The sequence below is a fragment of the Nonomuraea sp. NPDC004702 genome, from assembly GCF_053601695.1.
Genome location: NZ_JBSGCE010000007.1, coordinates 73,547 through 89,712 on the forward strand (window position 1 = coordinate 73,547; position 16,166 = coordinate 89,712).

Genomic DNA, 16,166 nt, shown 5'->3' on the forward strand with positions numbered 1-16,166 from the left:
AGCGGATCCGCCCCGAGGAGGTCGGGCTCGCGCCCGGCCCGCGGCGCCGGCTCGCAGCCCTCCGACCAGATGCTCGCCGCGCTCGCCCGCGCCCTGCGCCTCAGTCGCGACGAACGCGACCATCTGTACCGGTTGGCGAACCGCCCGATCCCCCACCAGGGCGGGACGGCGTCACACGTCCACCCCGCGATGCTCGACCTGCTGACCCGGATCGACGGGACCCCGGCGATGGTGAGCACCGACCTGCACACCGTTCTGGTCCAAAACGCGCTCGCCGTCGCGATGCTCGGCGACCTGTCCGCGCACCACGGCCGCGCGGCGAGCTTCATCCACCGATGGTTCACCGACCCGTCCTCGTGGCAGATCTACCCGCAGGAGGACCTCGCCCCGCAGTCACGCTCGTTCGTCGCCGACCTGCGCGCGGCGGTCGGGCGGCGCAGCGCGGGCGACGCCGAGGCGACCGAGCTGGTGGAGGAGCTGCTGCGGCGGTCGCCGGAGTTCCAGGCGCTCTGGGCCGACCAGGACGTGGAGGTGCGCAGGGACGAGCGCAAGCGGATCGTCCACCCCACCGTCGGCATGCTCGACCTCAACTGCCTCAGCCTCTTCAGCGAGGACGGCCGCCAGCGGTTGCTCTGGTTCACCCCACGCGCCGGTACCGACACCGCCGAGAAGCTCGCCCTGCTGACCGTCGTCGGCACCCAGGCGATGCGAACCGAACCGGCCCGATGAACCGATCGAGCAGGCACCGCTCAGGCCAGGCCCCGTGACCCAGCCGCCGCAGCGACGACTCAGACCGGAGTCGCTCGGCGGCCTGACCCACCTGAACGCCTCAGCACATGACGCGTCCGGACAGCCACCGTGGTCGCCGGGCCGCGCCCGGCCTTGGGCGGAGGCGACCTCGACGCCGCATGATCACCGCCTCACGATTTCTCGCCACCCTGCCCGAGCAGCCCGGCCTCGCGGGAATCGCGGACGAGCCGCGTCCGGCTCGGGCGCATCAGCCACACGGCGGCGGCGAGCGTGAGCACCCAGCCGATCACCTCGATGAGCAGGTGATCCGTGGCGTCGGGGACGGATTGCAGCAGGTACACCCGGACGCTGTTGATCGCTCCGTGCGTCAGGACCGCGGGCCAGACGCTCCCCGACCGCCGGCGAAGTGCGAGCAACAGCGGCGCCCATGGCAGCATGCCCGCGAAGTAGATGACGATGTCCCAGAGGGGTCGATCACCGATGACGGCGAGGACCGGCAGGTGCCAGACGATCCAGACCAGACCGCTGACCAGGGCCAGCGGCCAGAATCCCCATGACGCGGCGCGCGTCGCCAGCCAGCCGCGCCAGCCGAACTCCTCGCCGACGGCGAAGACCGACTGCATGAGGAAGACCGGAACGATCCATATGGTCGCCGCGAAGATCTGGTCAAGGGGGTTGAGCTGCCAGATCCCCGATGCCAGTGCGATGGCGGTCTGGATCGCGGCGATCGCGGCGATGAGGCCGATGCCGATGCCCGCCCACTTGGGTGTGCCGCGCCACCTGGTGGCGAACGTCTCCCGGAACGTCCCGGGCCGTCGGGCAAGCCACATGATGATCGCTGCGAGCAGCGGGGACTGCTGCATGATCGGAGTGATCAGGTTGTAGAGGTCCGTCGGGACGAGCCGGAAGACCATCGGAACGGACAGCGCGAAACACAGCAGCACGGCGATCGCGAAGAACCACGTGACATCGATGGCGGTTGATCTGCCAGAACGGGAGCGCGCGGAGGAGGCAGTCATGCTGACCTCGTTTCGTCCGGGCGCGAGGATCCAGCAGCGGCGCCGGCGTCGGCCGGGGCTGTCCAGCCGACGAGCATGACGACGCCGAGAGGTATGAGACGTAGGAAACGCACGATGTCGAAGCTAGGGCGGAGGAATCGGCCCGGCCTCACCCGAAGGGGTGAACCCGGCACCACCCGTCAGGATGGAATCAGTGGCGAGCAGGGGCGGGGGCTGCTTCGATCCCGTGCCGAGTTGTCGGGACGACCACCCCCGTGAATCAAGGAGTGTCGTCGTGACGATCTGCAAGGGGAGCTTTCCCTCCAGCCCCAGCCGCCTTCTCCTCCTGCCGTGCCTGCGGGTTCGGCGGGGACAGGAGTTCGCGTAGCGCTCGACGTACGGAGCCATCAGGACAGATCGGCCCAAGGAGTGGGTGGGGCTGAGGTGAAGAAGCGGAGCAGGCTGAGGAGTCGGCTGGCCGGAGGTGCGGTCCAGTGGCGTTCGCCCGGGCGCGGGACGGGGTCCTCCAGGCGTCCCAGCGCCCAGGTGAGGTGGAACCACAGCACGCGAGCTTCCCAGGTCGGCGGGCCCGTGGGGATGCCGGTTTCCTGCCGATAGCCGGCGAGCATGGCCGGGATGCCGGTCAGGGGCACCTTGGCGAAGTCGGCAGCGGGGTCGGCCCATGCGGCGTCGCCCCAGTCCACGATCCCGTTGAGCTGGGCCGTCCGCGGGGAGATGAGCAGGTTCTGGGGAGCGATGTCGCCGTGGATCAGGACCGAAGGCGGGCTCGTGGGGAGATGCGGTGAGAGCCGGTCGAACCATCCGGCGAGCCAGCGGGCGGTCTCGGCGTCGATCCAGCCGTCCTTGAGGAGGCGGTCGGTGAGTGCCCAGGGGTCCGCGTTGCCGTCGTCCGTGGGGACGCCGGCAGGGGCGGGTGCGGTGTCCGGAGTGAGCCGATGGAGTTTGCCCAGCTCCCGCCCGGCTTGCCGGTAGAGCCGTTCGGGGTCCGCGTCGGGCAGGTCAAGGCTTGCGAGGTCCGTTCCGCGCGTCCGGGTGAGCACCATGTAGGGGACGTCCACCACCGAGCAGGTGTCGTCGAAGGCGACGATCTCCGGGGTGCGTACGCCGGCGCGCCGGGCGTACGGGATGACCGCGGCCTCCTTGACCAGGTCCGGAAGGAACTGCTCGGTCCGCGGGATGCGCAGGACCAGGTCGTCGCCGAGCAGGAGGACATGGTTGGCCACCCCTGACGGGAGGGGCCGTATGTGCTCGGCGGTGGTCCCGAACAGGCCGGCGATGGCGGCCAGGGTCGCGTCACTCGTCTCGTATCCCGACATGATGAATCATGCTGGCACGGACGCGGTCCGGAAAGCCCTCACTCATCACGATCGTCAGCTACCCCTGAACAGTGGAAGGCTCGCCGACGGCGACGGCCAGCCGATCGTCGCGCGGGTGTGCTGTCCGTCGCTCTTGGTGACGCCGGAGGGGATCTCGTTGATGCGGATGCGCAAGCCCTGCGTGGTTACGCGGCCGGGGGGCTTGGGGCCGTTGAAGGTCTGCGCGGAGGGGATGGCGTAGCTGCTGGAGTTCCAGGCCGCGTCGCGGTGACCACCCGGACGGGTGTTCTTGATCGTCCCCCTTCGATAGCCTGCCACCCATGATGCCGAATAGTGACCGTCCGATTACTGTTTGCAGCCCCCATTGGGACCTCGCGGAACGCCAGGCCCGTTCCTGGTCGGCGCGGCACCATCTGGTCGCCGGCGAGGCGGAGATGCGGCGACTGGCCCGGATGGGCCAGGGGCGCATGGCCGGATGGCTGGCCCCGCAGGCCGGGCCGGTGGAGCTGAGTCTGCTCGCCCAGTGGGGCGCGTTCATCGCGTTGGTCGACGACGGGTTCGATCGGCACGGCCAGTCGCCGCAGCAGGTGCGCGCCTTGCTGGACCAACTGCTGGACGTGCTCGGCGGCGCGGACGGAACCCGGCACCCGGTACCCGCGGTCCGCGCGCTCACCGATCTGTGGGAGCGCACCAAGGTCTCGGCTCGACCCGGATGGAGCAGCCGCTTCCTCGCTCTCTATCGGGACTTCGCCGATGCCACATGCACCGAGACGCGGCTGCGCGCCCGCGGTGAACAGCTCGGCCTCGACGATTACCTGGCGCTGCGCCGCCGCACCATCACCGTGCTGCCGGTGCTCGCCGTCGTGGAACGAACCTTGCCCGCGGACGGTGAGCTCGACGGCTTGCGGGCCATGGCCGCCGACATCGTCGCCTGGACCAACGACCTGCGCTCCGCGCCCAAGGAACTGGAGGAGGGCGCGGAGAACCTCGTCGGCGTGCTGGCCCGCCACCACCGGTGCAGCCGGTCCGAGGCCGCGGCGCGGGCCCGGCAGATGCTGGCCGAACGCATGGACGACTTCGACCGGGCCGCGCACGGCGACCGGGCCGTACCGATCCGCCGGGTCCGGGGCGGATCCTTGGCCTGGCAGCGGGAAACCCACCGCAACCCGGCAGGCTCCGGCATGACCTGCGACAAGCACGAGCGGGGCGTGCGCGCACTGGCGCGACACCTGGCCGTCGCCGTGGACGCCACCGGCGTCGTCGACGACCGGTGCGGCAGCCGCGTGCTGGAATCCGCGCTGCTGCTGGCCCTGCTACGAAAGCAGCGGGCCGAACCCGGTGAGCAGGACCGGCTGACCCGGTTCCTGAAGGAGCGCCGGCCCGGCGCGAACCAGGTGGACGCCTTGCTGATCGACGCCTGCCTGGACCCCGTGGGGATGGCCGATCGCGCACCGGACCTGGCCGCCGACCTGCCGGCAGCGGCCAGCGGCGGCACCGCCGGGCGCGGACGGCTCAAGGCCGTCATGCTGCGCACGGTGCTGCATCTGCTGTGCGGCTCCCCCCTCGACCACCGGGACGCTCCCCCGCCGACCGATCCGGAGAGCATCACCACCTTCACCGACGTGCACCTGCTGTCGACCCGGATCATCCACGCGCACGCCTGCGGCCGTCCGCACGCGGTCACCGACGCCGAACGGGACCGGCTGGTGTCCCTGCTGTCGCTGGGGCGTGACAGGGTGCTGTGGGAGGCCAGCGCCACCACCCATCTGCTCGGCCTGCACGCGGTGCGCACTTTCCGGCCGGACGCCCAAGTTCTCGACGACGGTGTGCTGCGGCTGTGCCTGGCCGTCAACGTCGACGACGGCGTGCCGTTCCTGGACAGCCAGGACCTGTGGCTGACCGCCGTGGCGGGCCTCGCGTTCACCGACGAGGACACGTTGGCGCCGTTCGTTCCTCGGATGGCTGAACTCGTCGCGTCCTGGCAGGCCCCGGACGGAGGCTGGCCGTTCGCCACCGGCATGCGGCAGACCGACGTGGACACCACCACCCGGTGCATGGAGTTCCTGCACGCCGCCGACCCGATCCGGCACCGCCGGGCGCTGGAGAAGGCCACCAGGTACCTGACCGAGATCGCCGACCCCGGCGGCGGATTCCCCACCTGGGTGCGCGGCGACGCCCCGGACCTGGACATGACCGCCGGCGCGATCCTCGCGCTCGCCCCGCACGCCGCACGGCACGAGCGGCTCATCGTCGGCGCCGTGGAGTTCGTCCTGAAAGCTCAGCTTCCCGACGGGACCTTCGAGCGCAGCTGGACGGTCAGCGAGTCCAGCGCCATCCTGCGCGCCCTGGACGCCCTGCACGCGATCCCCGCGCCGACCCCGGACCTGGCCACCCGGATCGCCACCGCCTCCGCCCGATCAGTGGCGCGCCTGGTCCAGACGCAGAACCCCGACGGCGGCTGGGGCCAGGTCCCCGGCGACCCCAGCGACGTGCTGTCCACCGCCCAGGCCGTCCCCGTGCTGGCCCGGCACGGCGACCCGCTCCCGGCCGGTCGGGCGGTGCGGTACCTGCTGGACCGGCAGGACCGCGACGGCGGCTTCACCTCGCTGCCCGACCAGGTCGGCCCGCGGCCGCTGCCGTTCGACTATCCGGTGCTCACCGACATTCACACCCTGTCCGCGCTGCGCCGCGCCCGTGTGCCTGTCACCCCGGTCCGCCGGACGCCCTCCGGCGGGTCCGCGACGAGCTGGTCGGCGCTGGAGTCGAGCATGCGCGGTGTGCTGCTCCGGCCGGAGCAGGCCGCCTACGAACAGGCCCGGCTGCTGGTCAACCAGCGCTTCGACGACATCCGCCCGCAAGCGATCGCCTACCCCGCGAACGTCCAGGACGTAGTGGAATGCGTGAACTTCGCCCGATCCGGCCGCGTCCCGCTGGCGTTGCGCTCCGGCGGGCACAGCTACGCCGGATACTCCACCGGCCCCGGACTCGTGCTCGACGTCAGCTCGCTGAATGCCACCAGCGTGGGCGGCGGGCGGGCGCTGTTCGGCGCCGGGGTTAAGGGCCTGCAGGCTCACCTGGCACTGGCCGCCGCCGGAGCCGGACTTCCGCTGGGCCGCTGCCCCACCATCGGACTGGCCGGAGTCACCCTCGGCGGCGGGCTGAGTGCGTTCACCAGGGCGTGGGGGCTGGCCTGCGACCACCTGACCGAGATCGAGATCGTCACCGCCGACGGGCGAGTCCGCCGCGTGCGCCCCGATTCGCCGTCCCCGGACGACGACCTGTTCTGGGCTCTGTGCGGTGGTGGCGGAGGCAACTTCGGCGTGGTCACCTCTCTGGAGTTCGCCATCGAGGACATCCGTGACCTGAGCTTCACCAAGTTCATGGTCACCTGGCCCGTCACCGCGGTCGCGGCCGTGATCCAGGGCTGGACGGCCTGGAACGCCGACCCGGCGACGCCGCGTGCGGTGTGCTGCTGCTTCGAGCAGCTCAGCGACTCGGGCATGCCCTCGGCGCCGACGGTGACCGGGACCTTCATGGGCGCCCCCGGCGACCTCGGACCGATGCTGGACCGGCTCACCGCCGCAGTGGGCGAGCCCGAAACCGGCCGCGTGCTCGTCCCCTGCGACTATCTCCGGGCCGCCTCCGAAGCGGACCGCTGGGGCGGCGGCACCTGGGGACCCCGCGTCGCCTTCGCGGCCAAGTCCCACATCGTGCGCGAACCGATGACTCCGGCATCGGCGGCCGAGATGGCCGCTGCTCTTGAGCGGCTGCACCGGTTGCCCGGCGTGGGCGGGGCGAGCGGCCTGCTCATCGACGCCCTCGGCGGCGCGGTCGGCGATCGCCCGTCGGATGCCACCGCCTTCCCGCACCGGGCCGCGGTCGGCGTCGTGCAGTACCACTCCTACTGGCACCAGTTCACCGACCGCGCGCACATCGGCCGCAGACTCCAGTGGCTACGCGACGTCCACGCCGCCATGCGGCCGCACCTGGGAACCGGCGGCTACACCAACGGCATGGACCCCGAACTCACCGAATGGGCGGCGGCCTACCACGGCGGGAACTACCCCAGGATGCAGCGCGTCAAGGCCGCCTTCGATCCCGAGCAGCTGTTCACCTTCCGCCAGGCGGTCACCCCCGGGCCGCCCCTCGCGGATACCGAGGGTCCACGGGGCAGGTGATCTCATGGCGGAGCCGGGATCCGATGGGCCCGCCCGTTCCTGAGCCGATCACCTGCGGCAACGCCCGCAGCGCCGTCGGCGCCGAAGGAGGATCAGGTCAACTTCCGGTTCCGGTGAACGATCTCCCTGTCACCCTTGCCGGGATACGCCATGATCAGCAGCCGCTGCCCACCCTGCGCCTCGCCCTTCCAGGGGAACCAGGCGTAGTGCACGCGGATGCGGTAGTGCCCCTTGCGCCCGTCGAGGGCGAGGTTGGGCAGCTCGGTGCCGCTGAGGCTGTCGTTGAGCACGATCTGGCCGCCCGGGCTGTAGTAGCCGACCTCGACCACCTTGTCCCAGCCCTTGGTCTCGACGGGCGGCCGGCGGGTGTAGATCTCCAGGGTGACGCAGAGGTCGAAGTCGGGGTGGGTCATGACAGCCAGGTAGAGGGCCGCGAGACCGGCGGCGAGCCGGCCGAAACGATGGCGGCGCATGAGGCACTCCGGGACGGGGGTGAGGAGGAAAGCGCCCAACCCTACTGATCTCCAACCAAGTGGATCAAGGGTCTGGCGCCCGCGCGCACCGCGGCGAGCGTGACGCGCACCGCCTGGTCGGCGATCGCGTCGTCGACGGGTTCGGCGGTGATGAGGAGGCGCAGGTAGATCGGCGCGGCCAGGGTCTTCAGCACTTCGGCTCCGTCGTCGCCGTCGCCCGCGGCCTGTCCGACCGGCAGATCGGCCGCGAGCTGTCCATGACCGAGACGAACGCCAAGGCACACGTCAGCCGCGCGCCGGCCAAACCGCGCCTCGCCAACCGGGTGCAGGCGGCGACGCTGGTACACGAGGCCGCCCTCCGCTGACCCGCGGGCCCGCAGGTGCACGGGTGCGTCAGCGCCCCACGGGCGGGACGCAGATCCGGGAGTCGTTGTCGACCCGACGGGTGTGGCCCCGGGCGTCGAGGTACTCCAGGAGCGGTACGGCGACGCGGCGGCTCGTGCCCAGGGCCGTGCGGGCCTGGCTGACGGTGAAGGGCGCGGGCAGCGTGCTCAGCACGGCGACCGCCAGCTCCGGCGCGTCCGGCAGGAGGACGACGTTCCGCCCGATGTGCAGCAGCGCCGCCGCACGCATGGCCGCGCCGAGGGCGGCGCCGGTCAGTTGCAGCTCGGTCAGGCGCTCGGCGGTGGGGGCGTCGAAGGGACGGCCGGCGAGGTCACTCCGCAGCCGGGCGACGGCCTTCTCGACCTGCGGCGGCATCGGCGCCCGCGCCTGGTCGCCATTGAGGATCACTCCTGCTCTGACCGTCAACGGCTCGGCGACCAGCGCCCGCGCCAGCCGCCGGTCGGGCAGGCCGAGCAGCCGGGCGGCGGCCTCCACCGTGATCCCCTGGTCGCGCTGCGACACCTGCTCCGTCAGGCGGCGCCGCAGCTCGGACCAGTGGCCGGGGTCGGCGAACCAGTCGCCCGTCACCGGCGGCCCATCGGGGGCGGCGCCCATCGCGGCCAGCTCGGCCCGACTCAGCAGTCCGTGCCAGCGCAGCAGGTCGGCGGCGGTGGGCACGGTCACGCCGGCGAGCGCGGCTCCCCTGACCGCCGCGGCTCCCCGTCGTCGCAGGGGCGCCGGCCGTACGTCGAGGACGCGCACCCCCGCCACGATCATCCGGCGGCCGGGATCGCGGAGCAGGCCGTGGTCACCGGCCATGAGCGGCAGGGGCCGGGCCAGGGTGAGACGGGCCGTGCCCGCGCCGAGAGGGCGCAGCCGGACCGGAACGGCGGCGGAGCCCAGGTGAAAGACGAGTTCCCGGCCAACGTCCACGCCGGGCTCCAGGCGCACGTCCGCCGTCCGGGTGGTGATCCAGGCGTCCGGGGTCAGCAGCGGGGTGCCCCGGGGCAGCGTGTCGCGATCGGCGCCCCTGACGTTGACGGCGACGCGGGCCGTCGCCGACACCGCGTCCCGCCGCTGGTTGAGCGTCTGAAGGCCGCGGACCTGGAGCCGGTCCGGCCCGGCGAGCAGTTCGTCGCCCACCCGCAGCGTGCCGTGCGTGAGCGTGCCGGTGACGACGGTTCCGGCCCCGGTGACGGTGAACGCCCGATCGATCCACAGTCGCACCGGGCCGTCCCGGCGCGGTTCCGGGAGGCCGGCGGCGAGCCGGTCGAGCGCGGCGGACAACTCGGGCAGGCCCTGCCCGGTCCGGGCGCTGACGGAGACGGCGTCGATCCCCGACAGGCTCGTCCCCTCCAGGTGGAGGCGGGCCTCCTCCAGCGCCGGTCCGGGATCGGCGAGGTCGGTGCGGGTGACCACGAGCAGGCCGTGCCGCACGTCCAGGGCGTGCAGGGCGGCCAGGTGCTCGGCGGACTGGGCCCGCCACCCCTCGTCCGCCGCCACCACGAACATGACCGCGGGGCACGGGCCGACGCCGGCGAGCATGTTGGTGACGAACCGCTCGTGCCCGGGAACGTCGACCAACGCCAACTGCCGGCCGGAGCCGAGCGTGGTCCAGGCGAAGCCGAGGTCGATGGTCATGCCCCGGCGTCGTTCCTCGGCCCAGCGGTCAGGGTCCATCCCGGTGAGCGCGCGGACCAGGGCCGACTTGCCGTGGTCCACGTGCCCGGCGGTGGCGATCACCCACATGCGCGCTCGGCGGCCGTCAGCCTCGTGTCCGTGCCCGGTTCGCCCGGACCCCGCGGCCGGGTGAGGACGGCGGGGCGGCTCACCCTCAGCCCGTCCGCGATCCACGCCTGGAAGCCGCCGATCACGTCGGTGGCGTTCGCCAGCCCGATCTGCCTGAGGGCCGAGGCGGCCAGGCTGGAGGAGTATCCCTCGTCGCACAGGACGATCCAGCGGATGTGCGCCGAGGTGGCCTCGGGGATCCGCGCGGCGCAACGGGGATCGAGCCGCCACTCCAGATGGTTGCGTTCGATCACGATGGCGCCGGGCACCTCGCCGCCGCTGCGCCGCTGGAATTCCGGCCGGGTGTCCACGATGTAGGCGTCACCACGACTCGCCGCGGCGAGAGCCTCGGCAGGCGGCAGGCGGCGCAGCCCGGCACGCGCCCGAGCCAGTAACGCGTCGATGCTCAGCAGGACTCCAGGGGTGAGGTCTGGCGGAGGCGGACGGGAATCGAACCCGCCGCGCCGAGATGCTCGGCGCCATCGGTTTTGAAGACCGAGAGGGCCACCAGGCACCCGGACGCCTCCGCTGGTGATCTTAACCCGCTCGGGGGCTCCGACTGAAGATCTTTCTCACGCCGAGCCACTCACTCGCGGACGGCGACGACGGCGCACCGCGCTGTGGTGATCCACTGACGTCTGGCCACCTCCGGCGGCGAGGTGTACAACTGGATAATGATCTTCAAAGGTGTACGCAGGGGATCGATCTGGGCGGCGCTGGTGGCGCTGCTGCCGTCCTTGACCGCTTGTGCCACCGGGGAGGCCGACGCGGGAACGGCGGCGCAGTCGTCCGGCCGGCCGGGAAGCCTGGCGAATCCGCGGGTGCTGAACTGCGCGAACCGCAACGGCGAGTTCCCGGGAGAGAAGACGGCGAGCCGCACGGCCGAGCCGGACGACCTCGTGGTGGGGCCGTTGCTCATCCCCGGGCTGCTCGCGTGGGGCGACGCGCGGGCCGAGCAGTACGGAAGCGACCACAGGTTCAAGGTCGGCGCGCTGGTCAGGAAGGGCAAGACGATCACGGTGTCCATCCCGGCGAAGTTCCACGACAGCGCGGGCCTGCTCTACTCCGAGCCGTCCAGGAACGCCCGCACCCCGGCCGAGGCCGATCACTCGGTGTCCTTCACCGCGTGCTCCGACCACGACACGATGTTCGTGGGCGGCTTCTACGTGAAGGAGCCCGCGTGCGTCCCGCTGGAGTTCCGGGTGCCGGGCGAGCCCGTCGTCCGGCGTGAGATCTCCTTCTTCAACGGCGCCTGCTGACCTTCGACGCGCCGCCCGCGCGAGCGGCGGGCGGCGCGTCAGCCCAGGAACGACGAAGCGACGACGCCGGCGAACACGACCGTGAGCAGGCCCAGCATCAGCCGCCTGACCGGCTTCTCCTTCTCCATGAGCCAGTCGATCAGCCACATCGGCTCAGGGATCTCCACCAGGTCCTTCGACGACGGCACGATCGCGACCAGCGCGAAACCCGGCCAGGTGAAGCCGATCGCGTAGGCGAGACCCGCCCACCACGGCACCAGGCCGAACAGCGTGACGCCGAGCGCCGCCCAGGTGAGCGAGGTGACCCTGAACGTGGTCAGGACCAGGCCGGTGTCCAGCCCCCACAGGAGCGCTCCCCTGGCCGGGCCGAACCGGTAGAAATGCTGCTGCGGAGTCTGGCGCCGCCACATGGGCGTGCGCAGCCCGAACAGGCCGGAGTCGATGACCAGGCAGGCGAGCATCACCGTCGCCGCGGCGAGCTTGGCGCCCGTCCCGGGCATCCCGCCGAACAGGCCGGAGCCGAGCAGGTGCACCAGCCCGTACGCGAGCAGCGCGGAGAGGCTGAAGCCGAGCATGAGCATGAGGATCGGCCGGTACATGGGCTTCTCCCCGGGAACTCTCCCCTGGACCAGGGGGCGGAGGTATCCGACGAAGGAAAGGCCTCAAAAGCTGAACAACTGCGCGAAGCCCGCGCTCGCGATGAGCAGGAGCAGCGCGAAGGTCAGCCAGGTGTCAAGGGACACGACATCCTCCATCCGGAGTGGCCGGCCGCGGCCATCGCGCCGGACCGGCCACCCGGTCGCTGTCAGCAGCCGTTGGCGTTGACGGTCCAGCCGGCCGAGCAGATGAACGGGCCCGTACCGCAGTCGGCGCCCTTCGTGCACTCACCGCAGGCGTACTTCCGCTGGTACGGCGCCGAGCCGCTACAGCACTGCCACACCTTCATGCTGTAGCCGGACGGGCAGACGTACTGTCCGCTGCTGTTGGTCTTGCAGAACGTGTTGGGGAGGGCGAGGTTGCAGCAACGCCAGTTCGCCGCCGCCGCCGGCTTGGTCATCACGGTCGCACCCGCGACCGCGCCGATCGCCGCGACGCCGACCCTGCCCATCCAGCCGAGGAATCCTCGCCGGTTCGACGCGTCCGGTCCTTCCGACATTTTGTGGAGGTGATCCATGTTGGCCTCTCTGGCCGTGGGATGAAATCGGATCAGTGCCGTACGGAGGGCTTGCCGGCCAGGTTGTGCTTGTAGGGAACAGGGGCGGCCGCGTACATCTGCCTGACCGTCGGCACCGTGTGGGCCCGTGTCAGCTTCCCCTCGGTGACGTGGAGTGCGACGGGTGTGATGTCGAGCCCGATGCTGCCGACGATGCTCTCGTCCTCGTCGAGGACCACCCGCTCGCCGTACAGCCCGAACTCGGCGATGAACTCGTTGCCGTCCCCGGACACCGGGACGACCACGACCCACATCGATGGCGGCACCGCTCCCCCACGCAGCGCCGACGCCAGGTTGTGGCAGGTCTCGCACTTGTTGGACAGGAACAGCACCATGGCCCGCTCGGCCTCGTCGAGGGCCGCCGGCAGGCCGAAGCGGCTCGGCGGGGCACCCTCCAGGGTTCCCAGCTCCACCGGGGTGGGCTTGTCCTCCATGTCGAGGTAGCCCCGGATCTGCTTGACCTGCTGGAAGAGTTCCACCTGCGCGCCGATCTGGACGAACAGCACCACGGCCAGCAGGCAGATCACGATGAGCAGCACCGTCGTCATGCGGCGTGCACCTCCGCTTCGGGTTGGGTGGGGTCGGGAAGCACCATCCGGTCCTCCCGCAGCGGGCGCAACAGGCGCAGTTCGGCCCTCAGCTTCCAGGCGACCATGGCCAGCAGCGCCACGGCCAGGCCGAGCAGGCCCTCCTGCCCGGTCCAGGCCGGCGGGTTCGCCTCGGCCAGCACGACAAGCGCCAGCCACAGCGGGAGGTACAGCACCTGGCGCCAGCCGAGCACCGCGCCGCCGTTCCCGAAACAACCGCACTTGATCTTCTCGCCACGGCTCAGCGCGCGGATCCCGGCGCCGGCGAACGCCAGCGCCAGCAGCACGATGAGCGCGCGGGGCCACAAGGCGGACGGCGCCACCGTCAGGCCGATCACGGCCAGCATCTCGACGCCGATCACCGCGATCGCGGCATGCCTTCCCAGAGCCGCCGGACCGAGTTGTGCGATGGTCCGGCCGAGTTCGCGGTGGGTTATGGTCTTTGACAGTGCCGCTATCAGGAAAACCACGATGAGTACGGCCTGAGCAGCGGCTCCGGTCGCAACTGCCGCATTCAGATTCATCCGTCGCTCCCGTCAGGGTCGGATGAACGAAAAAGTATGGTACGGGCCTTAAATGATCAACTCTTGACAAGATCGATTTCGCGGGATACCCGAGGACGGCGCCCGGTCGGTCGCGCTTCGGGCAAGTGCGCACCGTCGCCCGGGACGGCCTGGGCGACGTTCGCCGTCATCGTCACCAGATCGACCTGCAGCGACGGGACGCCCGTCGCGTCACCGCAGATCCAGCGCACTCGCTCACTGCCGGGTTCGGCGTGCGCGACGTCGATGGACGCCCGAGCGGGATCGACGCCGACGACCGTAGGCGTCGAGGTCACCGCGGTCGGGGTCGAGCGGATCGTGGATCGCGGCGAGTCGTGGATGCCCGAAGCACTCGTCAGCCACGCGGCCGGACGTATGCGGGCCGACAACGAACGGCCACCGGGTTTCGGGACGGCGCGTGCCGGTACGCACCTCCAGCGCGCCCATTGATCCCGAAGTCCGTCACTGCGCTGCCGGCCGGGTTTCCGGTGGTCGGCCGGGGTGGCGGTCGAGGAGGTCGGCGAAGGCCGCCGCCGCGTTGTCGGCGCGCGCCGGGTCCGCGGCGACCATGCGGTCGAGCGCCAGGCCGTCGAGTGTGGCGAGGATGAGGTCGGCGAGGGGCTCCGCCTCGCCCGCCGCGACCCCCAGGGCGAGGAGGCCGCTCCGCAACGGCTCGCGCCACGGCCCGCGCAGTTGTTCGACGGCGGCCCTCCAGCGTTCGGGTTCCTTGGCGGCGAGGACGGACAGGTCGAGATAGAGCCGGGTGGCCTGCGTGCCGCTCGGGTGCGCGAGGCTGGACCACAGATGCCTGACGAGGTCGGCGACGCTGCGCACCGCCTCGCCGGGAGGTTCGGCCGCCGCGGCCAGCCGCTGCTGCGCGAGCGCGAGGGCGGCGCCGACGAGCCGTTCCTTGCTGCCGAAGTGGTAGATCAGCATGCGGTCGCTGGTGTTCAGGGCGGTGGCCAGCGGACGCAGCGACAACCCGATCAGACCGTGTTCGAGCACGTAGTCCAGCACTTGCTCGGCCAGCTCGGCACGACGATCCATGGCTCGACCGTAGCAGTCCCACCCACGAGCGTAGCGCATGCTACATTCGTATGCATGTAGCGACTGCTACATTGAAAGGGGGTGGCGATGATCGTGAACAGGATTGCGCCCGTACTCGCACCGCTGGTGTGGGGAGCGGTCGCGGGGGTGAGTACGCCGCGCGGGCCGCTGACCCCGGCAGCGGCGTTGACCAGCATCGGGTTCAGCCTGGTCGTGGGCGGGGTCGCCGGATACCTCGCCAGGTCGCGATGGGCGATGATCGCGGCGCCGGCGGTGTTCGCCCTGGTCTTCGAGATCGTCCGCACCGGCGCGGAAGGGCCGAGCGTCGACGCGCCTCAGGGTGGGCTGTTCGGAGTGCTGGCGTTCCTCGCCGGGCGGGGGGTGCACGGGCTGCTCGCGTTGCTTCCGATGCTCGTCGGCGCCGCCTGGGGAGCCGGCCTGGCCCGATCAAGGGAGGGAACCGGATTTGCCCGCTCAGGACAGGGAACCGGCCTGGCCCGATCAGGACCGGGAACAGGCCGCGTCCGGCGCCTGCTCGGCCGGACGCTGATCGGCCTGCTCGCGGTGATCGTCGCCGCGCCGGCGATCGGCGTCGCGCTGCCCGCGAGCACCGCCCCGATCGCCGGTGAGCGTGCCGTCGCCGAGCTGACGACCGTCCCGAGCGGCTCCCACCGGCTCGGACTGATGATCCGCGGCCGGGACACGGCCAAGCCGGTCCTGTTGTTCGTCCCCGGCGCGCCCGGCGCGGCCGAACGCGGAGCGGTGCGCAGGCACCTGTCCGCGCTGGAGGACCACGCCGTCGTCGCCACCCTCGACCGCCGCGGCGGCGGCAGCTCCTACCCGGCGCTCGAACCCACCGCCACGCTGACCCCGGCGAGCGAGACCGGCGACATCCTCGCCGCCGCGGACTACCTCAGAACCCGATTCGGCAAGGACCGGATCTACCTCCTGGCGCACTCCGGGGGCACCCTGCCGGCGGTGCTCGCCGTGCAACGGCGGCCCGAGCTGTTCCACGCCTACGTCGGCGTCGGTCAAGCAGTGAACACCGGCGCCGCCGACCGCGTCCAGTACGCCGACACCCTCGCCTGGGCGCGCGGTCACCGTGACCGCGACCTCGCCGCCGCGCTGGAGGCCGTCGGGCCCCCGCCCTATGCCGGCATGTACGGTTACGAGCCGATGCTGCTCGCCGAGAGCAAGGTCTACGCGACCGGGAACGGACAGGGCGGCCTCGACGAGAGCCTGGCGGCGCCCGAATACTCCTTGCTGGACAAAGTGCACCTCGTCACCGGCTTCCTCGACGCCTACGACCGCTACTACCCGCGGGCCCGCGACCTCGACCTGCGGACGCGCGTCCCGCGGCTCGCCGTCCCCGTCCACTTCATCGACGGCGCCGACGAGGTCCCGGAACGCCGCCGGCTGCTGGACGACTGGTACGCCACACTCGTGGCGCCGCACAAGGAACACACCGTCCTGCCCGGGGCCGGGCACCGGTCGCTGTTCGAGCAGCCGGACAGGTTCGCCGACATCCTGGTCGGGCGCGTCCTGGCCGCAGGCGCCAGAACCTGAGCACGGCGGCCATGTGCGAGACGGCTGGGGCTCGTCTCATGCCT

17 protein-coding genes and 1 tRNA gene are annotated in these 16,166 nt (G+C 71.6%); 4 read left to right on the forward strand and 14 right to left on the reverse strand.

What is annotated here, in order from left to right; translation table 11 throughout:
- The first annotated feature begins 69 nt into the window (after positions 1-69).
- Entirely contained in the window at positions 70-729 is a 660-nt protein-coding gene (locus ACWEJ6_RS11690; RefSeq protein ID WP_452423200.1) for an MmyB family transcriptional regulator, read from the forward strand.
- Positions 730-920: 191 nt separating this feature from the next.
- Here ACWEJ6_RS11690 and ACWEJ6_RS11695 read toward each other — a convergent pair whose 3' ends face one another.
- The 3 genes from ACWEJ6_RS11695 to ACWEJ6_RS11705 all read right to left on the reverse strand — a co-directional run bounded on the left by ACWEJ6_RS11695 (position 921) and on the right by ACWEJ6_RS11705 (position 3,403).
- The gene (locus ACWEJ6_RS11695) at positions 921-1,769 is read right to left on the reverse strand and encodes a CPBP family intramembrane glutamic endopeptidase (RefSeq protein ID WP_452423202.1); all 849 of its coding nucleotides are present in this window, start codon (positions 1,767-1,769) and stop codon (positions 921-923) included.
- A gap of 386 nt (positions 1,770-2,155) precedes the next feature.
- Positions 2,156-3,085, reverse strand: coding sequence for a phosphotransferase family protein (locus ACWEJ6_RS11700; RefSeq protein ID WP_452423204.1), 930 nt, complete (start codon positions 3,083-3,085; stop codon positions 2,156-2,158).
- A 54-nt stretch (positions 3,086-3,139) separates the two neighbouring features.
- Positions 3,140-3,403 carry a hypothetical protein gene (locus tag ACWEJ6_RS11705; RefSeq protein ID WP_452423206.1) on the reverse strand — a complete coding sequence of 88 codons (264 nt, stop codon included), beginning with the start codon at positions 3,401-3,403 and terminating at the stop codon, positions 3,140-3,142.
- A 2-nt stretch (positions 3,404-3,405) separates the two neighbouring features.
- Between ACWEJ6_RS11705 and ACWEJ6_RS11710 the strand changes: the two genes are divergently transcribed.
- Positions 3,406-7,263 (forward strand): terpene synthase family protein, encoded by a 3,858-nt coding sequence (locus ACWEJ6_RS11710; RefSeq protein WP_452423208.1) that lies wholly within the window; start codon positions 3,406-3,408, stop codon positions 7,261-7,263.
- Positions 7,264-7,355: 92 nt separating this feature from the next.
- Here ACWEJ6_RS11710 and ACWEJ6_RS11715 read toward each other — a convergent pair whose 3' ends face one another.
- From ACWEJ6_RS11715 to ACWEJ6_RS11735, 5 genes are all read right to left on the reverse strand, one after another.
- The gene (locus tag ACWEJ6_RS11715) at positions 7,356-7,736 is read right to left on the reverse strand and encodes a hypothetical protein (RefSeq protein ID WP_452423210.1); all 381 of its coding nucleotides are present in this window, start codon (positions 7,734-7,736) and stop codon (positions 7,356-7,358) included.
- 41 nt (positions 7,737-7,777) lie between these two features.
- Positions 7,778-8,083 (reverse strand): hypothetical protein, encoded by a 306-nt coding sequence (locus tag ACWEJ6_RS11720; RefSeq protein ID WP_452423212.1) that lies wholly within the window; start codon positions 8,081-8,083, stop codon positions 7,778-7,780.
- A 46-nt stretch (positions 8,084-8,129) separates the two neighbouring features.
- Positions 8,130-9,869 carry a selenocysteine-specific translation elongation factor gene (gene selB / locus ACWEJ6_RS11725; protein ID WP_452423214.1) on the reverse strand — a complete coding sequence of 580 codons (1,740 nt, stop codon included), beginning with the start codon at positions 9,867-9,869 and terminating at the stop codon, positions 8,130-8,132.
- On the reverse strand, positions 9,860-10,321 hold the full coding sequence (locus ACWEJ6_RS11730) for a rhodanese-like domain-containing protein (protein WP_452423530.1): 462 nt from the start codon (positions 10,319-10,321) through the stop codon (positions 9,860-9,862). The genes selB and ACWEJ6_RS11730 overlap by 10 nt, the downstream gene beginning before the upstream one ends.
- 18 nt (positions 10,322-10,339) lie before the next feature.
- Positions 10,340-10,435 (reverse strand) — tRNA-Sec (locus ACWEJ6_RS11735).
- A 147-nt stretch (positions 10,436-10,582) separates the two neighbouring features.
- On the opposite strand from ACWEJ6_RS11735, the gene ACWEJ6_RS11740 reads away from it, so the two are divergent.
- A complete protein-coding gene (locus tag ACWEJ6_RS11740) occupies positions 10,583-11,167 on the forward strand; it encodes a hypothetical protein (protein ID WP_358298056.1) in 585 nt (194 codons plus the stop codon).
- 38 nt (positions 11,168-11,205) lie between these two features.
- Here ACWEJ6_RS11740 and ACWEJ6_RS11745 read toward each other — a convergent pair whose 3' ends face one another.
- From ACWEJ6_RS11745 to ACWEJ6_RS11770, 6 genes are all read right to left on the reverse strand, one after another.
- Positions 11,206-11,766, reverse strand: a complete 561-nt coding sequence (locus tag ACWEJ6_RS11745; protein WP_358298058.1) for a hypothetical protein — start codon at positions 11,764-11,766, stop codon at positions 11,206-11,208.
- Between the two features lie 206 nt (positions 11,767-11,972).
- Complete coding sequence (locus tag ACWEJ6_RS11750; RefSeq protein ID WP_387675868.1) at positions 11,973-12,323, reverse strand: hypothetical protein; 351 nt, start codon at positions 12,321-12,323, stop codon at positions 11,973-11,975.
- Between the two features lie 50 nt (positions 12,324-12,373).
- Positions 12,374-12,928 carry a hypothetical protein gene (locus ACWEJ6_RS11755; RefSeq protein WP_352354283.1) on the reverse strand — a complete coding sequence of 185 codons (555 nt, stop codon included), beginning with the start codon at positions 12,926-12,928 and terminating at the stop codon, positions 12,374-12,376.
- Entirely contained in the window at positions 12,925-13,491 is a 567-nt protein-coding gene (locus tag ACWEJ6_RS11760; protein WP_452423217.1) for a MauE/DoxX family redox-associated membrane protein, read from the reverse strand. Before ACWEJ6_RS11760 ends, ACWEJ6_RS11755 begins: the two co-directional genes overlap by 4 nt.
- 56 nt (positions 13,492-13,547) lie before the next feature.
- A complete protein-coding gene (locus tag ACWEJ6_RS11765) occupies positions 13,548-13,805 on the reverse strand; it encodes a hypothetical protein (protein ID WP_452423219.1) in 258 nt (85 codons plus the stop codon).
- Between the two features lie 166 nt (positions 13,806-13,971).
- A complete protein-coding gene (locus tag ACWEJ6_RS11770) occupies positions 13,972-14,556 on the reverse strand; it encodes a hypothetical protein (protein WP_387675862.1) in 585 nt (194 codons plus the stop codon).
- Between the two features lie 93 nt (positions 14,557-14,649).
- Between ACWEJ6_RS11770 and ACWEJ6_RS11775 the strand changes: the two genes are divergently transcribed.
- Positions 14,650-16,122, forward strand: coding sequence for an alpha/beta fold hydrolase (locus ACWEJ6_RS11775; RefSeq protein ID WP_452423221.1), 1,473 nt, complete (start codon positions 14,650-14,652; stop codon positions 16,120-16,122).
- Positions 16,123-16,166: the final 44 nt, after the last annotated feature.